This window comes from Vibrio sp. Vb0304 (assembly GCF_033338995.1).
Lineage (GTDB): Bacteria > Pseudomonadota > Gammaproteobacteria > Enterobacterales > Vibrionaceae > Vibrio > Vibrio alginolyticus.
On record NZ_JAWOTT010000008.1, the window covers coordinates 62,271 to 84,691 of the forward strand.

21 protein-coding genes and 1 tRNA gene are annotated in these 22,421 nt (G+C 45.0%); 8 read left to right on the forward strand and 14 right to left on the reverse strand.

The genetic code is table 11. The features are described from left to right. Window positions 1–13 precede the first annotated feature (13 nt). Together R7P35_RS12300 and R7P35_RS12305 are read right to left on the reverse strand one after the other, a co-directional pair. The gene (locus R7P35_RS12300) at window positions 14–1,705 is read right to left on the reverse strand and encodes a class I SAM-dependent methyltransferase (protein WP_054728953.1); all 1,692 of its coding nucleotides are present in this window, start codon (window positions 1,703–1,705) and stop codon (window positions 14–16) included. A gap of 163 nt (window positions 1,706–1,868) precedes the next feature. Then, window positions 1,869–1,945, reverse strand: a tRNA-Arg gene (locus R7P35_RS12305). Window positions 1,946–2,148: 203 nt separating this feature from the next. On the opposite strand from R7P35_RS12305, the gene folD reads away from it, so the two are divergent. Continuing rightward, complete coding sequence (gene folD, locus R7P35_RS12310) at window positions 2,149–3,009, forward strand: bifunctional methylenetetrahydrofolate dehydrogenase/methenyltetrahydrofolate cyclohydrolase FolD (RefSeq protein ID WP_005382297.1); 861 nt, start codon at window positions 2,149–2,151, stop codon at window positions 3,007–3,009. Between the two features lie 68 nt (window positions 3,010–3,077). On the opposite strand, the gene R7P35_RS12315 is transcribed toward folD, so the two are convergent. The 4 genes from R7P35_RS12315 to R7P35_RS12330 form a co-directional block, all read right to left on the reverse strand. Continuing rightward, on the reverse strand, window positions 3,078–4,277 hold the full coding sequence (locus R7P35_RS12315) for a NupC/NupG family nucleoside CNT transporter (protein WP_005382298.1): 1,200 nt from the start codon (window positions 4,275–4,277) through the stop codon (window positions 3,078–3,080). 257 nt (window positions 4,278–4,534) lie between these two features. Further along, window positions 4,535–5,479: a LysR family transcriptional regulator gene (locus tag R7P35_RS12320; RefSeq protein WP_017634801.1), complete on the reverse strand. Its 945-nt coding sequence runs from the start codon at window positions 5,477–5,479 to the stop codon at window positions 4,535–4,537. An 88-nt stretch (window positions 5,480–5,567) separates the two neighbouring features. Continuing rightward, a complete protein-coding gene (locus tag R7P35_RS12325) occupies window positions 5,568–6,539 on the reverse strand; it encodes a lytic transglycosylase domain-containing protein (RefSeq protein WP_085569958.1) in 972 nt (323 codons plus the stop codon). 48 nt (window positions 6,540–6,587) lie between these two features. Then, window positions 6,588–6,869 carry a YcgL domain-containing protein gene (locus R7P35_RS12330; RefSeq protein ID WP_005382303.1) on the reverse strand — a complete coding sequence of 94 codons (282 nt, stop codon included), beginning with the start codon at window positions 6,867–6,869 and terminating at the stop codon, window positions 6,588–6,590. A gap of 197 nt (window positions 6,870–7,066) precedes the next feature. On the opposite strand from R7P35_RS12330, the gene minC reads away from it, so the two are divergent. The 3 genes from minC to minE are packed head-to-tail and all read left to right on the forward strand — an operon-like array spanning window position 7,067 to window position 8,825. Next, window positions 7,067–7,729 carry a septum site-determining protein MinC gene (gene minC / locus R7P35_RS12335; protein ID WP_005382304.1) on the forward strand — a complete coding sequence of 221 codons (663 nt, stop codon included), beginning with the start codon at window positions 7,067–7,069 and terminating at the stop codon, window positions 7,727–7,729. A 17-nt stretch (window positions 7,730–7,746) separates the two neighbouring features. After that, window positions 7,747–8,559, forward strand: a complete 813-nt coding sequence (gene minD / locus R7P35_RS12340) for a septum site-determining protein MinD (protein WP_005388331.1) — start codon at window positions 7,747–7,749, stop codon at window positions 8,557–8,559. Between the two features lie 2 nt (window positions 8,560–8,561). Beyond that, window positions 8,562–8,825 (forward strand): cell division topological specificity factor MinE, encoded by a 264-nt coding sequence (gene minE / locus R7P35_RS12345; protein WP_005388332.1) that lies wholly within the window; start codon window positions 8,562–8,564, stop codon window positions 8,823–8,825. Window positions 8,826–8,902: 77 nt separating this feature from the next. Here minE and rnd read toward each other — a convergent pair whose 3' ends face one another. The 7 genes from rnd to R7P35_RS12380 all read right to left on the reverse strand — a co-directional run bounded on the left by rnd (window position 8,903) and on the right by R7P35_RS12380 (window position 16,396). Next, window positions 8,903–10,021 carry a ribonuclease D gene (gene rnd / locus R7P35_RS12350; RefSeq protein ID WP_031777213.1) on the reverse strand — a complete coding sequence of 373 codons (1,119 nt, stop codon included), beginning with the start codon at window positions 10,019–10,021 and terminating at the stop codon, window positions 8,903–8,905. A 79-nt stretch (window positions 10,022–10,100) separates the two neighbouring features. Further along, window positions 10,101–11,792 (reverse strand): long-chain-fatty-acid--CoA ligase FadD, encoded by a 1,692-nt coding sequence (gene fadD, locus R7P35_RS12355; RefSeq protein WP_005382216.1) that lies wholly within the window; start codon window positions 11,790–11,792, stop codon window positions 10,101–10,103. Between the two features lie 106 nt (window positions 11,793–11,898). Beyond that, a complete protein-coding gene (locus tag R7P35_RS12360; protein WP_005382215.1) occupies window positions 11,899–12,753 on the reverse strand; it encodes an alpha/beta fold hydrolase in 855 nt (284 codons plus the stop codon). Between the two features lie 6 nt (window positions 12,754–12,759). Then, the gene (locus R7P35_RS12365; RefSeq protein ID WP_005382214.1) at window positions 12,760–13,317 is read right to left on the reverse strand and encodes a Slp family lipoprotein; all 558 of its coding nucleotides are present in this window, start codon (window positions 13,315–13,317) and stop codon (window positions 12,760–12,762) included. A gap of 41 nt (window positions 13,318–13,358) precedes the next feature. Beyond that, window positions 13,359–13,664, reverse strand: coding sequence for a hypothetical protein (locus tag R7P35_RS12370; protein WP_005382213.1), 306 nt, complete (start codon window positions 13,662–13,664; stop codon window positions 13,359–13,361). Window positions 13,665–13,724: 60 nt separating this feature from the next. Next, window positions 13,725–14,426, reverse strand: coding sequence for a tRNA (adenosine(37)-N6)-threonylcarbamoyltransferase complex dimerization subunit type 1 TsaB (gene tsaB / locus R7P35_RS12375; RefSeq protein WP_042523171.1), 702 nt, complete (start codon window positions 14,424–14,426; stop codon window positions 13,725–13,727). Between the two features lie 29 nt (window positions 14,427–14,455). Next, on the reverse strand, window positions 14,456–16,396 hold the full coding sequence (locus R7P35_RS12380) for an ATP-dependent DNA helicase (RefSeq protein WP_005382210.1): 1,941 nt from the start codon (window positions 16,394–16,396) through the stop codon (window positions 14,456–14,458). 218 nt (window positions 16,397–16,614) lie between these two features. On the opposite strand from R7P35_RS12380, the gene purU reads away from it, so the two are divergent. The 3 genes from purU (at window position 16,615) to R7P35_RS12395 (ending at window position 19,647) form a co-directional block, all read left to right on the forward strand. After that, a complete protein-coding gene (gene purU / locus R7P35_RS12385; protein WP_042523168.1) occupies window positions 16,615–17,448 on the forward strand; it encodes a formyltetrahydrofolate deformylase in 834 nt (277 codons plus the stop codon). Window positions 17,449–17,654: 206 nt separating this feature from the next. Further along, window positions 17,655–19,274: a S1 family peptidase gene (locus R7P35_RS12390; RefSeq protein WP_005382202.1), complete on the forward strand. Its 1,620-nt coding sequence runs from the start codon at window positions 17,655–17,657 to the stop codon at window positions 19,272–19,274. A gap of 4 nt (window positions 19,275–19,278) precedes the next feature. Then, a complete protein-coding gene (locus R7P35_RS12395; RefSeq protein WP_005382200.1) occupies window positions 19,279–19,647 on the forward strand; it encodes a hypothetical protein in 369 nt (122 codons plus the stop codon). Window positions 19,648–19,719: 72 nt separating this feature from the next. Here the strand turns inward: R7P35_RS12395 and R7P35_RS12400 are convergent, their stop codons facing one another. Next, window positions 19,720–20,316: a VOC family protein gene (locus tag R7P35_RS12400; protein ID WP_065274265.1), complete on the reverse strand. Its 597-nt coding sequence runs from the start codon at window positions 20,314–20,316 to the stop codon at window positions 19,720–19,722. Window positions 20,317–20,536: 220 nt separating this feature from the next. On the opposite strand from R7P35_RS12400, the gene argS reads away from it, so the two are divergent. Then, a complete protein-coding gene (argS, locus tag R7P35_RS12405) occupies window positions 20,537–22,270 on the forward strand; it encodes an arginine--tRNA ligase (RefSeq protein WP_054576704.1) in 1,734 nt (577 codons plus the stop codon). Window positions 22,271–22,421: the final 151 nt, after the last annotated feature.

The following is a 22,421-nucleotide window of genomic DNA, read 5'->3' on the forward strand; positions in this document are numbered from 1 at the left end:
GGCAAACAAGACATTACCATTCCGCGATACAAAGGCGACTTTTAACACCACGAATTTGTAATCCCATCGCTTCAAAGACATGCTCAAAATCTTGACAAGATGCAGGCACATTAGGTAGCGACAATGAAGCCTCGGTAAAAAACGTCCGACTCAAATTATCCGTCTCTCCCCAAGCTAACTGCCACCAATCCAAAATTCGCGGCTTGGATGCGTTTAATCGATAGCTAGCAGGAATACGATCACGCTTGTTTAGGTTTTCAACCTTAGATGTTGGTAGTAAGTTCCACTTATCATTGTTGGGCCAATAAGCAAATGGCAAACAGTGATCAACGTGATACTCATTTCGTAATTTGCTTCCACTCCATACACTGACAATGTCGCAATGGCTGAGCTTCAACTGTTCAATTCTCTTTCGCACGACTCGCGTATCATGGTCTTTATCAATCCAGACCAAACAATCATGATACGTTTGCAGTGGAATACCCCGCTCTTGATTAGACCGAAATCGTTGCATTTCCATAATCCATTGGTTGACCACCAGCGGCTCAATCCAAGAGTTATACAATCGAAAACAATCCCAAAGGCTTTCATCCAACACAAACAGCCCATAACCTTCGAGGAACTCGCTATCCACAACAATTGAACGTTTTGGCTTCTTAGCTGAACGAATCATTTCAAAGTAAGGGTTTGATTTATCACCTTGATAGGTAAAAGTGACGGGACCATCTTTTATGGTTTTTAAGCTGTCTTTTATCGCTTTATCAAGCGCCACTGCATCTTCACCAAAAAATGTCGTGCCTATAGCAAGATCATCAGGACTTAAATGGGAAAGTCTGCCCCAGCCATCGGGCTTTATAAAACCTAGCCCTTTAGACGAGTTCGAGCTTTGCTGGATGTTCTCTTTATCGATTAAACGCTTAAATTGACGAATCCAATATAAGCCAACTAATCCTAATGGGATTGCAACTTTACCTTCGCTGCGATCAACCACTGCACCAGAATGAGCGTCTGCAATACGTAGTAAAGTACGTAGTAGTGCGAGCTTATAGGTAGCCGATTTGGAATCATTGACGATAATGTGGCGAACCTTATTCAGCTCACCGGAACCATCATCAGGCAAAGACATCACTACAGTTTGCCAAGATACACCCGTTCGCTTTAACTGATCGTCATCGAGAGATACGTTTCTCACCATTAAAGCGCTATTCTTTGCAAACTTTTCGAGCTCTTCAACCGATACGGGATAAGCTTTACGACCGTCAGAAAAGTCACCGTGACGAAGGCTAATCACCAATCGACCATTAGGCGCTAACAAATTTGCAAGTTTGCGAAATGCACGTTCACGGTGCGTAGGCGCAAGATGCATCCATACCGCACTGACAAGAATTAAATCGAAGCGAAAGCCAAGATTAATGGTTTTCTCAAGCTTAGGTAATGCATCTTCAAGCCAAGTAACGGAATCGCCACAGTAAGACTTACCAAGCCTTAGAAGTGCTTGAGCAGGCTCAATCGCAACAACTTCACACCCATGCTCAGCCATCCATTTCGCGTCTCGACCAGAGCCCGCGCCAACATCTAACACACGATCTCCAGCCTGGGGCCAGAAGACTCTCCAACTCGCGTGGACATCCTCAAACTGGATCGATGTGTATTGCTTCGCGAAAGAGTCGGCGTGTCGGTCATAAAAGTTAGAAGTGGCAGGCATAAAGGTTAACGAAAGGTAATTAATATGCGTCCATATTAATTGCTAGAAATTGCAATGGCTAGAATGCCATTCAAAAGTTGTAGATAGAGTGGCAATTACAGCCAAAAACCTAAAAACGACAAAGCCCCGACAACTCAAAGAGTTATCGAGGCTTTTGAATAAATGGCACGCCCTATTGGATTCGAACCAATGACCACATCCTTAGAAGGGACGTGCTCTATCCAGCTGAGCTAAGGGCGCGCTACAGGGACAGGATTATACGAGTTCAAACGGGTAAATCAACGGGTTTTCATAACATTCTGATCTGAATGCCTAAAAAAAGTCCATTAAAACGCTTAATGTTCAAAAACACCACAAAGCAAACGTTTGCGTATGGATGTTAATAAGAAATTCTGCGACAATGCGCCGCAGATAATCTGCCTTCTTAATTTATAAGGAAAGTCATGACTGCTCAAAATATAGACGGAACTCTCATTTCCCAAACTGTTCGATCCGAAGTGGCTGCACGTGTTAAAGCACGTGTTGAAGCTGGGCTACGTGCTCCTGGTTTAGCAGTGGTTCTAGTTGGTGAAGATCCTGCTTCTCAGGTTTATGTCGGTAGCAAACGCCGCGCATGTGAAGAAGTTGGGTTTGTTTCTAAGTCTTTTGACCTTCCTGCGTCTAGCTCAGAAGAAGAGTTACTAGCTCTGATTGATGAATTAAACAACGATGATGAAATTGACGGCATTCTAGTGCAATTACCCCTTCCTGCGGGCATAGACACAACACATGTTTTAGAGCGCATTCACCCAGAGAAGGACGTGGATGGCTTCCATCCTTACAACGTTGGTCGTCTTGCGCAGCGTATTCCAAAGCTTCGCTCTTGCACGCCAAAGGGCATAATTACCCTACTCGACCGTTACAACATTGAGCTACGTGGTAAACATGCGGTTGTGGTTGGTGCATCAAACATTGTTGGTCGTCCAATGACACTTGAGCTGCTGCTTGCGGGCTGCACAACAACAACATGTCACCGTTTTACCAAAGACCTAGAGAGTCATGTGCGTCAAGCTGACGTTGTCGTGGTGGCGGTTGGTAAGCCTAACTTCATCCCTGGTGAGTGGATTAAAAAAGGCGCAGTGGTGGTCGATGTCGGTATTAACCGTCTTGATTCAGGCAAACTAGTTGGCGACGTGGAATACGACAAAGCACGTGAAAGTGCGAGCTTTATTACTCCTGTTCCTGGTGGCGTTGGCCCAATGACCGTCGCAAGTTTAATTGAGAACACGATGCTCGCTTGCGAACAGTTCCACACAGACAAATAACGTAAAACTTCAGATACGAAAAAGGCTCCGCAAGGAGCCTTTTTGCTAATTGTTGATATCTATTTCAATTACAGACTTAAAATCACGCCCGCAATCGAAGCGCTCATTAAGTTCGCCATGACACCAGCGATAATCGCACGGAAACCATGCTTAGAAACAAATGCACGCTTTTCTGGTACCAATGAGCCCAACCCACCAATCAGCATCGCCATGCTTGAGATGTTTGCAAAGCCACACAAAGCAAACGTCACGATTGCTTGTGAGTGTTCACTAAGTTGAGACTTCACTTCTGCAAGCTGGATGAAAGCGACGAACTCATTCACCACAATCTTGTTACCAATCAGCGAGCCTGCTGTGGTTGCCTCTTGCCATGGTATACCCAACAACCAAGCGACTGGCGCAAACACAAAACCTAGGATGAGCTCAAAACTTAAGGGGGTCCCAATAAGATCACCTATCCAGCCTAACATGCCGTTTAGCATTGCAATGACACTAATAAACGCCAGTAACGTACCACCGACCGATACAGCAATGCGTACACCCGCCATGGCACCATCGGCTAATGCTTCTACTACGTTGGTTGCACGTGGAATTTCAACTTGGCTAATGTCGATATCTGCTGCTTTATCCGTATCTTCTGGCATTAAAATTTTTGCCATCAACAAGCCGGCAGGTGCTGACATAAATGCAGCAGCAATAAGATAGTTGAGGTCGACACCCAGTGATGCGTAACCAACCAACGTTCCGCCAGCAACTGACGCTAAACCACCGGTCATAACTGCAAAGAACTGCGAGTCAGTCATGTGTTTTAGGTAAGGCTTTACCATTAATGGTGCTTCAATGGTGCCAACAAAGATATTCGCCGTAGCAGACAAAGACTCAGCACGACCGATACCCAGCAGCTTTTGAATACCACCACCGATAAAGTTAATGATTTTTGGCATCACACCAATGTGATAAAGACCTGAGATAAGAGAGGAGAAGAAAACGATGATACCCAGAACATTGATCGCAAAGGTGAAGCCCCCTGTAGCCAAATTACCGAATAAAAACGCAATGCCCTCTTGACCATAGTTGATCAAATTCGACACAACACTGCTCACTGAATTCAGCGCATCTCGTCCTGCTGGTACATATAAAACCAACAACGCAAACAGTACCTGCAAAGCAAACGCAAACGACACCGTTCTCAGCTTTATATTTTTTCTATTTGTAGAAAGTAGCCATGCTAGGAATAGTATGGCTACGATACCAATAATTGAGTTCATAAAATGAATCCGACAGAAGGGGGATATGGAAGGCACCGGATTGTATAGCGGACTCAAAATGCTGCAAGTTGAGGATGTTAACAGTGTGAAAAGTTTAAGCGACCAATAACTGACCAACAAAATAACCAATTGAATTTATTAAAGATAAACGTTTGCTTATTTTAATTATTTCCATATGGAAAATATGTTTCTGATTCAGGAAAAATTTTTGTGAAGTGAATCACCTTATGTGTCGTTCTACAACGTCATTGATCCTGTTATTTAGGAATAGAGATGTAAGGCGCCAAACGTTGGTCCCAATGACAAGGGTTGCCGATCTTCTGTTTGATAAAGTTAATCACTGCGGATATTTTTTTTGGCATATGTTGGCGGCTTGGGTATACCGCATAAAACGGCATCGACTGGCTGGCTTTCCAGTCAGGTAACAGCTGTATTAACTTACCCGTTCTGAACTCATCACCCAGCAAGTAAGTGGCAAGGTAGGCAATACCCCAACCTGCAATAGCAGCATCCCGGACGGCTTCTGCCAGATCTACTGAATAGTTACCCGAGACTTTTACGTTCAATTCTTGCTGATCTTTGGTAAACGCCCACCCCGTATAGTCACGCTCCCAGCTTCTGTATATGAGGCAGTTGTGAGCAGATAGGTCATCCGGTTCTGTTGGCGTGTCATGTTTCAATAAGTAATCTGGCGATGCCGCAACAACAAACTGGCAATCCGTCAAACGCTGCGCAATGTAACCTTCAGGCAAATGCTCGTTGTTGGTTACCCATAAATCGAGCCCTTCGGCTAACATATCGACCTTATAGTCAAACAGATGTACTTCCACTTGAAGTTGAGGATACAGTTCGCGTAACTCTTGAATCGCTGGAATAATGTGTAAGGTACCAAATGATTGCGACAACCCAAGACGTACCAAACCTGCTACTTCATCCCGCTGGGTTTCCATCTCTAATGTGGCGCTGCTCACCGCTTGTACCACTTGCTCACAGTGATGAAAAAAGGTTTTCCCTGCCTCAGTCGGCGTAAAGCTTCGCGTAGTGCGTTGAACAAGCTTGATACCAAGAGACGCTTCTAACTGACTTAACTGTTTACTCACATGAGACACCGACACGCCTAAGCTCTTTGCAGCAGCTGTGAAGCTTTTGTGTTTAAGAAGAGCGGAGAAAATCACCATTTGTGCGGCACGTTCAGATAACACGCTTTACCTCGATTTGGTTATAGAAAAAACAAAGGGCTCCGAAGAGCCCTTGTATTGAAGACTGGATGCCAAATTGTTTGATGGCAGATCAGTATTTAATGCGGTCAGCCAAGTGACTCACAGCAAGTGCGAAGTAGTAAGAGCGGTTCCACTTCATCAATACGTTATAGTTATTGTAAACCAGATACGTACGACCATTCTCGTCGTCCGGCATGATCAACCATGCTTTGATGTCTTCATCCAGTTTTGGCAACGGGCTACCGTCATATTTTGTGATACCTAATTGGCTCCACTCTTGAAGGTATTTGCCTTTTTCAGCCGTGCGCCCTTCTAGGCTGCGATCAATATTTTTAGGAACCTTAACTTGGCGACCCCAGGTATATTTATCATCCCAACCAGACTTGCTCAAATAGTTAGCGGTTGATGCAAACACGTCCGCTTCAGATTGCCATATGTCTTTTTTACCATCCCCGTTGCCGTCAGCAGCAAAACGAAGGAAAGAGCTTGGCATAAACTGGCATTGACCCATAGCACCAGCCCATGAGCCTTTAAAGTTCTCTAGCTCAATATGGCCTTGATCGAGGATCTGCAGTGCCGACATAGTCTCTTTACGGAAAAACTCTTCACGACGGCCTTCAAATGCCATTGTGGATAGTGCATCAATCACTTTAAAGTTGCCGGTAAACTTACCAAAGTTACTTTCAACTCCCCAAAGTGCCACAATAAAGCGCGGGTGGACACCGTACTCTTCGCCTATACGCTTTAGCTCGGTGTAATGCTCTTTGTAGAGTTGTCTGGCTTGCTTCACCTTCCATTCAGGCACCGCGCGAGGAATGTACTCATCCAATGTCAGTTTCTTTTCTGGTTGGTTTCGGTCCGCTTTTACTGCTCGGGGCTTGTACTCAACATTAGCAAAAGCAGCACTAATGACCTGCTCTGAGATACCTTTATCACGAGCTTCAGCACGCAGCTTATTCAAGTATTCATCAAAACCCTCGCTACTTGCAAAAGCCGAGGTACACATACCAACGCTAAGCATGGTAGCCAGTATCTTTTTCATATTGCCCTCCTTGAGCAAGGCAGAAATCCCAGATGAAAAACGATGACGTTATTCGCCTTTCTGCTGGGCTTTTTGTTCTTTGTACTTTTCTAATAGGTTCTCCGGCGGCGGTGGAACCTGAAGAAAGAAGCCATCATTTTGTAATGAAGCCTTCACTTTTTCGATATCAACTTGTGCCAATTTACGGCCATCAAGTTTAATCGTCATGACAGCGATAGGCTTACCGAACATCTGCATTAAGGTGTCAGGAACCTGTGAAAAATCATCCTTTTTCGGAATATAGAGATAAGTACCTTCTTTTTTCGAGCTTTTATAAATAGAACAAAGCATGACACGCCTTTTATGCTGATTTAGCCGCGTTGAGTGCGGATTAGGTTGAAAACGTCAAATTCTCGCAAACTTAATAGCAAATTTGAGATTAATTCACCTATTTGCCCACGAGAGAACTTGCTGCGTCAAAGGATGAAATATAACATGACATACCTAGTTTAAGGCAACGCTCTTTCAATAAAGGCAAGAAGTCCACGATGACCCATTCACCAGACCTTAAAGGTAGCAGTTTTACATTGTCAGTTTTACACCTTTCTGACAATGAGATCGCAAAGACTGTCGAATTTTTGCAAGAAAAAGTTTCTCAAGCACCTTCTTTTTTTGCATCCGCGCCTTTGGTAATCAATATAGCAAAAGTACAAGGCGACATTGATTTCCCTAAGCTTAAACAAGGCATCTCAGATGCCGGTTTTATTCCGGTCGGTGTAACGGGCTGTAAAGACAAGCGTGTACAAAACCTTGCTTCCGAAGCTGGCTTCGCCATTATGTCGGCGAGCAAATCGCCAAGCCAAGCACCTGCCAAAATGGCACCAACGAAAGTAGTTCGTACGCCTGTCCGCTCAGGACAACAGATCTACGCAAAAGATGGTGATTTGGTGGTGCTAGCGCACGTAAGTGCAGGTGCTGAAGTCATTGCTGACGGCTCTATTCATATCCATGGCACACTTCGAGGTCGTGCGATTGCAGGAGCAAGTGGTCAGCAGGAAGCGCGTATTATTTGCCACGATTTACAAGCAGAACTGGTATCCATTGCGGGTGACTACTGGTTAAGCGATCAAATTGAAAGCGAGTACTGGCAAAAGAAAGTAATGATCAGTAAAGCCGATGAATCATTACATTTAGAAGTTCTCGCGATTTAATCTAAAAAGGAAAAAAAATGGCACGCATTATTGTAGTAACGTCTGGTAAAGGTGGCGTTGGTAAAACCACTTCAAGCGCAGCCATCGCCTCTGGTCTAGCTCTTAAGGGAAAAAAGACCGCGGTGATCGATTTTGACATCGGTTTGCGTAACCTCGATCTAATCATGGGCTGTGAGCGCCGCGTCGTGTATGACTTTGTAAACGTCATTAACGGCGAAGCGACATTAAACCAAGCGCTGATCAAAGATAAGCGCACGGACAACCTATTTATTCTTCCTGCTTCTCAAACTCGTGATAAAGACGCACTGACAAAAGATGGTGTTCAGCGCGTATTCGGCGAACTTGATGAAATGGGCTTTGATTTCATTATTTGTGATTCACCAGCAGGTATCGAGCAAGGCGCGTTAATGGCCTTGTACTATGCCGATGAAGCCATTGTCACAACGAACCCAGAAGTCTCTTCTGTGCGTGACTCTGACCGCATTCTCGGTATTTTAGATTCTAAGTCACTGCGTGCAGAACAAGGGCTAGAGCCAGTAAAACAGCACCTGCTACTGACTCGCTACAACCCATCTCGCGTCACTCAAGGCGAAATGCTAAGCGTTGAAGACGTAGAGGAGATCTTACATATTCCACTACTGGGCGTGATTCCAGAAAGCCAAGCCGTGCTTAACGCGTCAAACAAAGGTGTGCCAGTCACTTTTGACGATAACACCGATGCGGGTATGGCTTATTCTGACACCGTTGATCGCTTATTAGGCAATCAGGTTGAATTTCGTTTCCTTACTGAGGAGAAGAAAGGACTCTTTAAACGACTCTTTGGAGGCTAGACATGTCATTATTAGAATTTTTCCGTCCACAGAAGAAAACTTCTGCGAATCTAGCTAAAGAGCGTTTGCAAATCATTGTCGCAGAGCGCCGCAGCCAAAATGATCCTGCGCCGTCTTACTTGCCTCAATTAAAAGAAGACATCTTGAAGGTGATCAGCAAGTACGTGGCAATTGATCCAAATATGGTTGACTTAACATTTGAGCACAAAGACGACGATATCTCAGTTCTTGAGCTAAATGTGAAGCTACCAGACGAAGAAAAGTAATCAGTTTCTCTCGCCAGACGAATGCTCTAATTAGAACGAAAAAGGTTGGCATCGAGGCCAACCTTTTTCATCTTTCATTACTTTAATGCTTTGTTCATCTTGTCGCCGAGTAAATCCAAACGCCACCCTTGCATCAAATCAGGCAACACTTCTGGGTCACGATCTTTTTTCCAAACCCAACTGATCAACTGATTGATCTGCTTTTTAGAGGCAAGGAACTCCGTGGCTAAACCAGACTTCTGCGAAGCCGATTTCACCAAGTCTTTCATATTTTTGAAGACCTGCTTGTAACCCGGATAGTCCATTAAACGCTCAATTTTCGCAGGATACTCTTCAGAAGGTGTTTGCTTCGCTTGTTTAACAATCGCGGCAATCTTCGCGCCATGGCGGTTAATCGCTCGGATATCAATATCTTCTGCTTCCATCTTCTTAAAGTTCGTTAAACCAAGACGAGCGACCGTTAATAGATCACCTTCTTTGAAGATAAAGTTCAGCGCTAAATCTCGTTTGATTGCTTCACGATAACGCCACGTCGCCAATGGCTTTAAAATCGCCAGCTCAGAAGGTTTTAATTGCCAAGCGCCCTTAATATCAAGGTAGGCATTCTCTTCATTGGTTACGCGAATACGTTTCGAAACGAGTAAATCACTTTCTTGCTGTACAGCTTCCCACCAACCTGCTTGCGTCACCTTATCGAACAGCTTTTCGTATAACGGTAACAAGTAATGAACATCTGCGGCAGCATAATCTAATTGCTTTTGTGTCAGTGGACGAGCCATCCAGTCGGTACGTGATTCACTTTTGTCGAGCTCTACGCCTAAATATTCTTCCACCAGCGATGCGAAGCCTGTCGATAGGCCGTGACCGAGAAAAGCGGCCATCAGCTGCGTATCCACCATAGGGAATGGTGTACAACCAAAAGCGTTTTGGAAAACTTCTAAATCTTCACCACATGCGTGCAGCACTTTTAGCACAGAAGTATCTTTTAATAGCGCTACAAACGGCGTCATATCCGTTAATTCAGTCGGATCAATCAGCGAGAGGCGATTACCATCGAAAAGCTGAATCAGACCTAACTGCGGGTAGAAAGTGCGAATACGAACGAATTCGGTATCCAACATCACTACGTCTGCCTCTCGGGCATGAGTGCAAACCTCTTCTAGGTCTTTGTTTTTAGTAATAATTTGATAGTTCACATACTTCTCGCTATAAAAAATGCCAGCAAAACGCTGGCATTCTATCATTTTTTAAATCTCTCGACTCGACGAAATCGGCTTATGCGCTTTTCTTCGCAAGTTCAGCGTCATTCTCTTCGCGTAAAACACGACGCAAGATCTTACCGACATTGGTTTTAGGTAAGTCTTCGCGGAACTCAACCAACTTCGGAACTTTGTAGCCAGTTAAGTGTTCTCGACAATGCGCGATCACTTCGTCTTTGGTCAAGCTCGGATCGCGTTTCACGACATAAATCTTCACTAATTCACCAGACACTTCATGCGGCTGACCAATAGCAGCAACTTCAAGTACTTTGCCGTGAAGTGCTACAACGTCTTCGATTTCGTTCGGGTAAACATTAAAGCCTGATACTAAGATCATGTCTTTCTTACGGTCAACGATATGCAGGAAGCCTTCGTCATCGAACTTAACGATGTCGCCAGTTGATAGCCAGCCGTCTTCGTTAATCGTATCTTTCGTTGCTTCAGGTCGTTGCCAGTAACCTTGCATAACCTGAGGACCACGAACTTGAAGTTCGCCAGTTTCAGTATTCGCAAGAGCGTTACCTTCTTCGTCCACGATACGAACTTCTGTTGATGGTACCGGCAGACCAATAGAGCCATTGTATTCAACAAGATCATGCGGATATGCCGCCACCAACGGAGAACACTCTGTTAGACCGTAACCTTCGAGCAAATAGCAACCCGTGGTCTTTTGCCATCTTTCTGCCACTGAGCGCTGCACTGCCATGCCGCCGCCAACGGCTAAACGTAGATTACTGAAATCCAACTCGTGGAAATCTTCATTATTGACCAATGCATTAAATAAGGTATTCACGCCCGTAATCGCAGTAAACGGATGCTTTTGTAGCTCTTTCACGAACCCTGGAATATCTCTAGGGTTGGTAATAAGTAAGTTACGACCACCCATTTCAACAAACAGCAGACAGTTTACGGTAAGAGCAAATACGTGATACAGCGGTAATGCTGTCACGACTAATTCACGCCCCGGAGATAAAACCGGTCCGTACGCGCCTTTTGCCTGTAGAACGTTCGCAATCATGTTGCGGTGAGTCAGAATCGCGCCTTTCGCGACACCTGTCGTCCCCCCCGTATATTGCAGGAATGCAATGTCATCCCCAGACATAAACGGTTTAACGTATTGTAGACGACGACCTTTACGTAGAGCCTGACGCATTGAGATTGCACCAGGTAAATCGTACTTAGGCACCATGCCCTTAACGTACTTCACGACAAAATCGACAATCGTACCTTTCGCTCGTGGCAGCATTTGACCAAGACTGGTTAACACTACGTGTTTGACTGGTGTTTTATCGACGATTTGTTCTAGCGTATTCGCAAAGTTAGACACAATCACAATCGTCGTCGCACCTGAGTCATTCAATTGGTGTTCAAGTTCACGAGGAGTGTAAAGTGGGTTAACGTTTACGGCGATACAACCTGCACGCAAAATACCAAACAACGCCACTGGGTATTGCAGTAGGTTTGGCATCATCAGAGCAACACGGTCACCCTTTTGCAGTTTTAACTCGTTTTGCAGATACGCTGCGAATGCGCGACTACGCTCTTCCAATTTACGGAAGGTCATAACCGAGCCCATGTTCATGAATGCTGGTTGGTCTGCATATTTTTGTACAGACTGTTCAAACATTTCTACCAAAGACTCATATTGCTCTGGATTAATGGTTTCAGGTACGTCACTTGGATAACGTGAAAGCCATGGTTTATCCACGATGTTACTCCTCGTTTATAACTGGCTAAAAAATAGCGTCCTTTTTATTTTGAAAGCTATTACAGCACAGCGAACGTGCTTGAGCACGCAACTCTCAAACACTTGTTTAAATTTTGTTAACTACACCAAGAATTCGCGTTGCGACCTCGAGTATTTGCTCTAAATGACAGTGATGACCACCCTTGACAGAAACCACTTGCGGTGGGTTCTCTCCCCAATCAGCTTGGTTAGATGGTAAATTCTGAAATCCTTGATCGCCTAATACAATCAAATGAGGACAACGTATTTGGCTGGTAATCGAGTTAGCATGCGCTTGCGCCATTCGGTAAAGCGACGCACATTTTAACTTGGCGTCATGCCGCCAATACCATTTATCTCCTCGCTGCTCTGTTCCACGCTCTACTATCGGTAGAAGCTGCTCAGCGGTTAATTGGTTGGCTTGCATGCGTAATTTTAACGCCAGATCGAAGGAGGCAATGGCTCGCTCTGGCTTGTTTTGCTGTCTTATTCGACTTAAAACGCCATCGCGAAGACGAGGCAAACTGTTAGTAGGATCCTCATGAAGAGGTCCTGCTCCCTCAATTTGCACAAGAGCTTCGACCTGCTCTGGAAACGCTGCACTATAGCAACTTGCGATTAAAGCACCAAGTGAATGCCCTACTAATATCAGTCTGTTTGGTGATAATTCGTCCAAAAACTGATACAAATCGGCAATATAGTCGTGAAAGGGGTAATAATTATCGTGAGATTTATGACTCGATAAACCGTGACCAAAATGATCGATGGCTAGGAGGTGTAAGTGAGGATTAAGTTGATTCAACTGCTCCATGAGCGCTTTAAAGCTGCCCGCATTATCTAACCACCCATGAAGAAAAACGACTGACAAGTCAGCCGTTTTCTCGTTCCCTATCTCAAGGGCTGCCATTTTGCCGGCAGGAAGCTCGAATTGACGCTCATGCATCGCAGATTATTTGACCTGTTTTATCACTTTACCGTCTTGTGGGAAATCATTACGCCACATGCGGCAGTTAATCGAGTAACATGGGTAAAAGTAGGTTGGCGAGTCATACATGCGTACACGTTCTTCAATTTTCCATAAACGGTACCCTTCCCCCTTTATTACCGGGAAGATGTAACCGTGCTCACCGATCTTTCCTTCTTCTTCCCCTGCTCCTTTGCCTACAACCGTCACCAAACGGCCTTCACTAAAGGCGACAGGCTCTAAATAGCCATCAAAATAGGCGACAAAACGCCCCGTAGGCTCTTCATCGATATCAGGTTTACCAGACTTACTGATAGGAAGGTTTACAATCTCTAGACGCGTTTTATCTTTAAAGTTATCCACTTTAGCGATGATTCCACCAAGGCGAACATCTTCACTCACTTGCCCCTGAGACTCAGCAAAAGCTTTATAGTCTGTAACGACCAATTCTGTGCTTGCATTTAGCTCCTCAGGCAACGAGCTACACGCAGACAAACCAACCGTAGCAAATAATGCGAGAAAAAACCGTCCAAAAACCTTCATAAACCACCTTTCAATATTAGTAACCCCAAGCTGGGGAGATCTCACACGTAAATATCGACACCAAGTAATTGAGCCAGTTCCTCTTTTTTAGCTCGATTCATGACATCCATGTACTGCTCCATTGCTTTACGTGCGCCCCCTTCAGGAAGGTCATATTGCACTTGAGCTCGGTGAATTTGGGACTCATCCACGTGTTTTATGGAGTGCGCCACGGCGTTAGCAACCTTTGAAGGCTGACCTACAGGCTGCTTTGTTTGTGATTTATTTACCGGCTTCTTTTGACTGGCTTTATTAGTGCGATTTGCACCGGGAATCAAAGAAGGAGGCAAGCCATTAATCGACGCCATAGCACTCCATAAAAATACAGGGCAAACGCCCTGCTTTTTGTCAGGTTAATGAAAAACGGACTATTCGCGACCAGGAAGTTTTTTCCATGTCACATTATCACGTAAATAAACAGGGCTCGAATCTTCGACCGGCACGATATTACCCTTTTTAAATTCTTGTTCAGCAAGAATCACGATGTCTTGTGAATCAGGGTACAGAACGTCACCATGCGTCAAATTAAACGGTAGGCCTGCTAATACTTCTTGGTAAGCATCCCAACCAGTACCTGCTGTCGTCCACGTTTTGTCGTCTGCTTGTGCTTCTTCAACGAGACGTGCTGGTGGAATTACGCACTCTGCATCCATCTCTGCCCACTCACCGTTTGCTTGGCGAGTGTAACGTGCCCAGTAAACTTCACCCATACGTGCGTCAATAGCCACAGCGACATCGGTCACACCATGTAAGCGATAGCTACCTTGAGCCATTGCAGCCAGCGTTGAAACGCCGATCATAGGTAAGTCAGCACCGAACGCCAAACCTTGTGCGATACCAATACCGATACGAACGCCAGTAAAGCTACCTGGACCACGTCCAAACGCTAACGCATCCAGCTCTTGTAGAGTCAGGCCAGCTTCTTTGAGTACTTCATCAACCATTGGCAGTACTTTTTTGGTGTGATCGCGTGGTGCAACCGCGCTACGTGAAATCACTTGATCATTAGCCAACAACGCAACTGAACAGTTTTCAGTCGCTGTATCGATAGCAAGAATTTTTGCGCTCATTTAACTCTCTACAACTTTCATTTATTGGGTTATGCCTCAGCACTTGCGTCTGTGACAGATTGTTCTGCTTTCAGGAATGCTTTGATTCCATCTAAGTCTCGCGTCCTTGGGATAGGTGGTAGGCTTCCGAGGAAAATACCACCATAGTCTCGCGTGACGAGGCGATTATCACAAATGATCAACGCACCGTGATCCTTCTGATCTCGAATTAATCGCCCGACTCCCTGCTTTAACGTAATCACTGCATCCGGGATTTGTACTTCAGCAAATGGTTCACCGCCACGTAATCGACAATCCTCGATACGGGCTTTGAGTAACGGATCGTCAGGGGCGGTAAACGGTAATTTGTCGATAATAACACAGCTCAGCGCATCACCTCTAACATCAATCCCTTCCCAGAAAGCGCCCGTCGCCACGAGTAAAGCGTTACCCAGTTCCATAAACTCCGCCAAGGTTTTCTGCTTACTCATCTCCCCTTGCATTAACACAGGCAGCTCAAGTACTTCTCGGAACTTCTCACCTAGTTCACGCATCATGCTGTGCGAGGTACATAAAAAGAAGCAGCGACCATCATTTTCTTCAATCACCGGAGCAAGCATTCGGACTAACTTATCCGCTAAGCCGTTACTGTTTGGCTCTGGCAAATACCTTGGCACACAAAGGCGCGCTTGCTTTTGATAATCAAAGGGGGACGGCAGAGAAAATTGCTTTGTAGGCTTGAGGCCAAGGCGCTCAGTAAAGTGCTTGAAATCGCCCGATACGGCTAGGGTTGCTGACGTGAAAATCCAAGCGCCTTGTTTAATCTCTATTTGCTCATGGAACTTGTCCGCGACAGAAAGAGGCGTAATGTGCAGAGCGAAATGACGAGGCGAGGTATCGTACCAGTATGAGTAACCGGTAATATCGACATCACATACCCGGTCGATACGGCCTTTGATCAAATTTGCCCGTTCAAAGGCGGTATCCAGTAATTGACTGCGCCCTAAGGCTATTTTGAGTACATCAATCGCCAATTCGAGGCTGTCAGTTAAGCGCAATAATTCTCGCTTAATAGAACCTGATTGCAACGCCTCACGCCAGTTGCCACGAAAGCCTGGCTCACCCAATACAATCCGCATGTCCATTGCGCTTTGCATGAGTTTGTCGCCCACTTTTTGCAATTGACGCATATCTTTGGCTTCGGTGCGATAGGCTATTTCAATGTCTTTGGCAAGATCGTGAATTTGGCGGCTTGAAACTGACTGGCCGAAATATTCGCTCGCAATATCTGGCAACTGATGAGCTTCATCAAAAATAAACACATCGGCTTCTGGAATCAGTTCACCGAATCCTGTTTCTTTGATCGCTAAATCAGCAAGAAACAAGTGATGGTTCACTACAACAATGTCGGAATCCATGGCTCGCTTACGCGCTTTCAATACAAAGCAATCAGTGTAGCTCGGACATTCTTTACCTAAACAGTTATCATTGGTTGAGGTGATAGTCGGAATGATCATGCTGTCTTCTGGCAGATCATCACAATCACCAAGGTCACCTGTTTTGGTTTCTGATGACCAAGCACGCACTTTAACCAGTTGAGTTAATAACGTCGGGTCAGATTCATTAGTGTGGCTTTCGACCATTTGGCGGCTCAAACGATCCAAACACAGATAATTAGAACGCCCTTTTAATAACGCCACTTGGCCATAAAAACCAAGCGCATTGACCATGAGCGGTAAGTCACGATGGTACAACTGCTCTTGCAAGTTTTTCGAGCCTGTACTGATGATCACTTTTTTACCGCTTAACAGCGCAGGGACTAAGTAGGCGAAGGTCTTACCGGTTCCGGTTCCTGCCTCCACCACCAACTGGGTTTGATCTTTGATCGCACTGCTGACGGCTTCCGCCATATCGATTTGTGGCTGACGAGCTTGAAAGCCAGGAATGGCCTTACCTAACGCGCCATCAGAGGAAAAAGTTTTTGCGATCATGCTTGGTATTGAGTTTGAAAAATTATCGAGAGTATATCAGAGGAATAGGAGTGACATCAGCCCACAATCTGACCAGCTTGCGGCGACACGCGGATATTTTGTTGAAACCAACGTAAGAATAGATTATTTATGGTGAAACATGGCAGTACAGTTACACCCGCCAGGGAATAATAACAAATTCGTACGCTAAAATATTAATGCATGGAAGTACCTGATTTATGGAAAAGAAAACACTGTTGACCCACTGTTCTGACGCCCCGGGTCTCATCTCGAAAATTACTAATATCTGTTACAAGCACCAACTCAACATCGTTCACAATAACGAATTTGTTGATAATACCAGTGGCCACTTTTTCATGAGAACGGAGTTGGAGGGGTACTTCAACGATCAAACGTTTCTTGCCGACTTGGACCAAGCTCTCCCGAAAGGTGCTAAGCGTAAATTGGTTGGCTCTCGCCGTAAGCGCATCGTCATTCTCGTCACAAAAGAAGCGCATTGTTTAGGCGATATTCTGATGAAAACCTACGATGGAAGCCTAGATGTTGAGATCGCCGCTGTGGTGGGGAATTACGACAAACTGCAAACTCTCACTGAACGCTTCGACATTCCTTACCACCATGTGACCCATGAAAACCTTAGCCGTGAAGAACACGAGCAGAAGATGCTAGAAGTGATCGATCAATACGATGCTGACTTTTTGGTGCTAGCTAAATACATGCGCGTATTAACGCCGACGTTTGTTGAGAAATATCACCACAAAATCATTAATATTCATCACAGCTTCTTACCTGCTTTTATTGGCGCGAAGCCATATCAACAAGCTTACGATCGCGGTGTGAAAATCATCGGTGCAACAGCACACTTCGTGACTAATGATTTAGATGAAGGGCCGATCATCAAGCAAGACGTAATTCCTGTCGACCATACATTCAATGCCCAAGATATGGCGCAAGCGGGACGCGATGTAGAGAAGAACGTATTGAGTAAGGCTTTGAATAAAGTGATCAATGACCACGTCTTTGTTTATGGGAATAAGACAGTGATCCTGTAATCCCTCCGTACTAGTTACAACGATAGTGAAACCCGTCCAACTTGGCGGGTTTCATCTTTTCAGAAGATCCCCCCTCCAATTCTAACCATCAAAGTTAAACCGATACGTTATAATTTTTCATTTCTCCACAACTATTTACTGAGAGAATGATTCCGTTTATCATTTGCCCTCCTTATAATAAACCACGTTAATATTACGGAATTAAAATGAAAAAAACGTTAGTGGCTTTTCTGATTGGGCTGACTTTACCAGCAACCACAATCGCAGATACTCTTGAGCCTGTTCAGAATGATGTATCCACTCGCATTATCGGCGGCGAACCTGCCAACACTTCCGACTGGAAATTTATTGCTTCACTGGTACGTAAAGGACAACCTACATCTATTGGTCACTTTTGTGGTGGCAGTTTCCTAGGTGGAAAATACGTATTAACTGCTGCGCACTGTGTGGAAGGTCTTAATGCGGACGATCTGGATATCGTTCTTGGTCTTTATGACAAAAACAGAGAGTCTCAAGCACAGCGCATCGCCATTAAAAATATCTATTCACATGATGAATATAACAACATAACAACGAACAATGACATCGCTCTTATTGAATTAGAACGCAATATCGATAGCGCAACTATTGACCTGGCAACGCCAGAACTTTTAGATAGCGTACGCGTAGGAGACAAGTTGCACGTGGCTGGATGGGGAAATACGTCCACGACAGACCGAATATACCCAACCGTTTTACAACAAGTAGATTTGGAATACGTAGATCGAGCTACCTGCCAAAACCTACCAGGAAACTACTCTAATGTATCAGATGACGGTATTTGCGCCGGATACTATTGGGGAGGTAAAGATAGCTGCCAAGGAGATAGCGGCGGTCCACTCATCGTTGATGATAACGGTATCAACAAATTGCTAGGCGTGGTCAGCTGGGGGGATGGATGTGCTCAACCAAACGCTTATGGTGTTTACGCCAACGTCGCTCATTTTCAACACAATGGATGGATAGATAGCCATCGCAATACTATCAGCTTCACTAAGTACCGAGATCTTCGTTTCGTTGAGCGAAAAGCGCAGCAAGAGACCTTTACTATTCGTAATGACGATACTATCCCATTCAACATCTACCAAAGCACAATATCATACGGAAGTACCATCGAGAAAAGCACTTGTACTGGTACCTTAAAGCCTTCGCAAAGCTGTCAAATTACCGTCGGCTACCAACCTAGCTATTCGGGATCAGAAACAACGATAGAGCTCTTTACCGATCATCCGAAACTGTCCAGACTCACAACAACTTTCGAGTATTCAGGTGTAGATAAAGCAAGCAGATCAGTGCGTAATGCCATTCCGCTAGCAGACGCAAATGTTTATACCGGTCAAAACGCTTGGACGGCTGAAAATGGTGAACTGCAATCAGCGGATATGGGAGCTTATCCTGGTGTATCTGAGCTGGTTTTGACCGATCTTCCGAAGGGCAAACTTACCATGGATCTCAAAGTAATGTCCGATGGTTTTGATTACTTGTTCATCTTAGTTAATGGTGAAATTTACGATAGCACCAACCAACTCCTCGATTATAAAGAGATCCAGATCGATCTTTACAAAGCATCTAATACGATAACGTTTGAATACGTCCAACACCCGTTTTCAAGTGGCATTTACAGCGCGCAAGCATTTGTTCGCAACATAAATATGTCAGTCAGCACAGATAATACGGGCGATGCTGGTAACGACGTTAATAAAAAGTCTAGTTCAGGCGGCAGTTTATCTATTGGCCTACTGGTGTTAATGGCTGCAGGTTCATTCGTACGACGCAAAAAAAGGTAACGAGATGAAACATAGACTCAAGATATTCCTACTTGGTTTGGGCACTATCAGTTTAACTGCATGTTCAGCAAACGCAGGACTGCAAACAAACCAGACGTCTGAGCACCAAGCAATGATGGTAGAGACTTATAGGACAAGTGAGAGTCAAATTTCATTTATCACAGAGTCTAACGGCTGCAGTAAGAACGATGATTTTAGCCTAAAAATAGAGCAAAGCTCACAGACAGAAGCTCTTATTACTATCGTTAGAGACAAGGCGGATCATTGTAAACGAATGCCGTTTGCCAAAACTTTTACACTGCCTTTAGATGAAGAGTTGAAAGGCAAAAAACTTTCCATTACCAACCCAAAAAGCAAGTCACTGGCTAAATAGTGATTCGCTTACGAAAGGGAGCCTCGGCTCCCTTTTTGCCTATCGCAACTCAGCAATTCTCACCCTAGCGTTTTACGCCTGCTCAGACTCCACAATACGCTTAAGTGAATGCGGGTGCAGTTTGATACAAATGCCTTGGTACTTAAACGCCACTGTTGGGTTATTCAAGCGTTCGCCATCCCCTTTCGGGCTCGACAGTTTGATCTTCACACCCAGCTCTTCTAACTCATTAAAGCGTGCGCCAAACGCTGGATAAGTGTGTCTCAAATCAGCAAGAAACTCATCTGCGGTTTCGGCATGAGACGGAATCACAAACTCCACATGTTCCCAGCTTTCAGTTGGGTAGATTTTGCCTTCCGCAGGGTATGGCAGTTCCAGACACTCTATCTTCCAGCCACGGCTTTCTAACGCTTTGTCGAATTCAATAACAATAATCGGGCGACCGTTGATTTTCGCTTGTGAAATCACCTTACCGTATTGATTCCATGCTTCATGCGCGGCTTTTGCTGTTTCAGTATCATTAATTCGCAGCGCAATATGGTCAGCTTGAGCAAAGCTCAGATCCAGTTTTAACAGGGATGCAAGCTCTTCAATCTTCGCCATAAATGCATCCAGATCTTGGATCATCAATTTAGGCGCTAGGCGTTTTTCAACTAGTTGAGTCGTCATTGTGGTTCTCTTTTGGGGCGATTTATCTCATTACTCTGAGCGCAATAGTAAACGCAAACCAAACCACATTTCCATTCAATCGAAAAAGTATAAATTTCCCCAATTCCTCTCTGTATGAAAAGCAATAAAGTTGTTATCATTAGCCCCATTTTTGTGAACTCCAACAGAACTCGGCACTTACTTCGCCGAGTTCTTCGTCCTTGAATTGAAGGAAACGCGTGTGAATATCCAAGCACTTATTAATGACAAAGTATCTCAGGCTCTAGAAGCCGCTGGCGCACCTGCAGGCAGTCCTGCGGCAGTACGCCAATCAGCAAAGCCACAATTTGGTGACTACCAAGCAAACGGCGTAATGGGCGTTGCTAAAAAACTGGGTACTAACCCACGAGAATTTGCACAGAAAGTACTGGATGTTCTAGACCTAGATGGTATTGCGAGCAAGACAGAAATCGCTGGCCCTGGTTTCATCAACATTTTCCTAAGCGAAGAGTTCCTAGCAAAACAAGCGGAAGCAGCACTGGCTGACTCACGTCTTGGCGTTGCAGAAGACGAAGCTCAAACTATCGTTGCTGACTACTCTGCACCAAACGTTGCTAAAGAAATGCACGTTGGTCACCTACGTTCAACCATCATCGGTGATGCGGTAGTACGTACTCTTGAGTTCCTAGGTCACAAAGTGATCCGTGCGAACCACATCGGCGACTGGGGTACTCAGTTCGGTATGCTTATCGCAAACCTTGAGCGTGTACAACAAGAGTCTGGCGAAGTTTCTATGGAACTTGCGGACCTTGAAGGCTTCTACCGCGAATCGAAAAAGCTGTACGACGAAGATGAAGACTTCGCAGTAAAGGCGCGAAACTACGTTGTGAAACTGCAAAGCGGTGACGAGTACTGTGCAGAAATGTGGAAAAAACTCGTTGATGTAACCATGATCCAAAACCAGCGCAACTACGACCGTCTAAACGTGTCACTGACTCGTGACGACGTGATGGGCGAGAGCATGTACAACGACATGCTTCCTAAGATCGTTGCAGACCTAAAAGAACAAGGTCTTGCCGTTGAAGATGATGGCGCGCAAGTTGTATTCCTAGATGAATACAAGAACAAAGATGGCGAACCAATGGGCGTTATCGTTCAAAAACGCGATGGCGGTTTCCTATACACAACAACAGACATCGCATGTGCAAAATATCGTTATGAAGAGCTAAGCGCAGACCGTGTGCTTTACTTCATCGACTCACGTCAACACCAGCACCTAATGCAAGCTTGGACAATTGTTCGTAAAGCAGGCTACGTGCCAGAGTCAGTATCTCTTGAGCACCACGCGTTCGGCATGATGCTTGGTAAAGATGGTAAGCCATTCAAGACTCGTGCGGGTGGTACCGTTCGCCTTGCCGACCTTCTAGATGAAGCAGAAGTTCGTGCAGCACAACTGATCGAATCTAAAAACCCTGAGCTAGATGCGGAAGAAAAAGAGAAGATCTCTAAAACAGTTGCAATGGCAGCGGTTAAATACTCTGACTTATCTAAACACCGTACGACTGACTACGTGTTCGATTGGGACAACATGTTAGCGTTTGAAGGTAACACAGCACCATACATGCAATATGCATACACTCGCGTAGCTTCTATTTTCGCTAAAGCTGGTGTTGCTATGGACGCTCTCCAAGGTGACATCAAAATCACTGATGAGAAAGAGAAAGCACTTATTGCTAAGCTTATGCAGTTCGAAGAAGCGGTTCAATCTGTCGCTCGCGAAGGTCAACCACACATCATGTGTAGCTACCTATTCGAACTAGCAGGTCAGTTCTCTAGCTTCTACGAAGCGTGCCCTATCCTAGTTGCTGAAGACGAAGCAGTGAAACAAAGCCGTCTGAAACTAGCAGCGCTAACAGCGAAGACCATCAAGCAAGGTCTGTCTCTACTAGGTATTGATACTCTAGAGCGCATGTAAGCGATTCGAGAATCGAGAATCGAGAATCGAGAATCGAGAATCGAGAATCGAGAATCGAGAATCGAGAATCGATATGATTTCAAAAGGTTGGCGTGAAAGCGTCAACCTTTTGTTTTATCTGGCGTATACTGATGTCATTCAATTCAAATCG

Bases quoted from the DNA above. Each gene is read 5' to 3' on its own strand.
- R7P35_RS12300 (WP_054728953.1), bottom strand. From the start codon at position 1,705: ATGCCTGCCACTTCTAACTTTTATGACCGACACGCCGACTCTTTCGCG.
- R7P35_RS12380 (WP_005382210.1), bottom strand. From the start codon at position 16,396: ATGATCGCAAAAACTTTTTCCTCTGATGGCGCGTTAGGTAAGGCCATT.
- folD (WP_005382297.1), top strand. From the start codon at position 2,149: ATGACTGCTCAAAATATAGACGGAACTCTCATTTCCCAAACTGTTCGA.
- R7P35_RS12325 (WP_085569958.1), bottom strand. From the start codon at position 6,539: ATGAAAAAGATACTGGCTACCATGCTTAGCGTTGGTATGTGTACCTCG.
- minE (WP_005388332.1), top strand. From the start codon at position 8,562: ATGTCATTATTAGAATTTTTCCGTCCACAGAAGAAAACTTCTGCGAAT.
- R7P35_RS12390 (WP_005382202.1), top strand. From the start codon at position 17,655: ATGAAAAAAACGTTAGTGGCTTTTCTGATTGGGCTGACTTTACCAGCA.
- minD (WP_005388331.1), top strand. From the start codon at position 7,747: ATGGCACGCATTATTGTAGTAACGTCTGGTAAAGGTGGCGTTGGTAAA.
- R7P35_RS12365 (WP_005382214.1), bottom strand. From the start codon at position 13,317: ATGAAGGTTTTTGGACGGTTTTTTCTCGCATTATTTGCTACGGTTGGT.
- R7P35_RS12360 (WP_005382215.1), bottom strand. From the start codon at position 12,753: ATGCATGAGCGTCAATTCGAGCTTCCTGCCGGCAAAATGGCAGCCCTT.
- R7P35_RS12315 (WP_005382298.1), bottom strand. From the start codon at position 4,277: ATGAACTCAATTATTGGTATCGTAGCCATACTATTCCTAGCATGGCTA.
- R7P35_RS12370 (WP_005382213.1), bottom strand. From the start codon at position 13,664: ATGGCGTCGATTAATGGCTTGCCTCCTTCTTTGATTCCCGGTGCAAAT.
- R7P35_RS12330 (WP_005382303.1), bottom strand. From the start codon at position 6,869: ATGCTTTGTTCTATTTATAAAAGCTCGAAAAAAGAAGGTACTTATCTC.
- purU (WP_042523168.1), top strand. From the start codon at position 16,615: ATGGAAAAGAAAACACTGTTGACCCACTGTTCTGACGCCCCGGGTCTC.
- tsaB (WP_042523171.1), bottom strand. From the start codon at position 14,426: ATGAGCGCAAAAATTCTTGCTATCGATACAGCGACTGAAAACTGTTCA.
- R7P35_RS12395 (WP_005382200.1), top strand. From the start codon at position 19,279: ATGAAACATAGACTCAAGATATTCCTACTTGGTTTGGGCACTATCAGT.
- R7P35_RS12400 (WP_065274265.1), bottom strand. From the start codon at position 20,316: ATGACGACTCAACTAGTTGAAAAACGCCTAGCGCCTAAATTGATGATC.
- minC (WP_005382304.1), top strand. From the start codon at position 7,067: ATGACCCATTCACCAGACCTTAAAGGTAGCAGTTTTACATTGTCAGTT.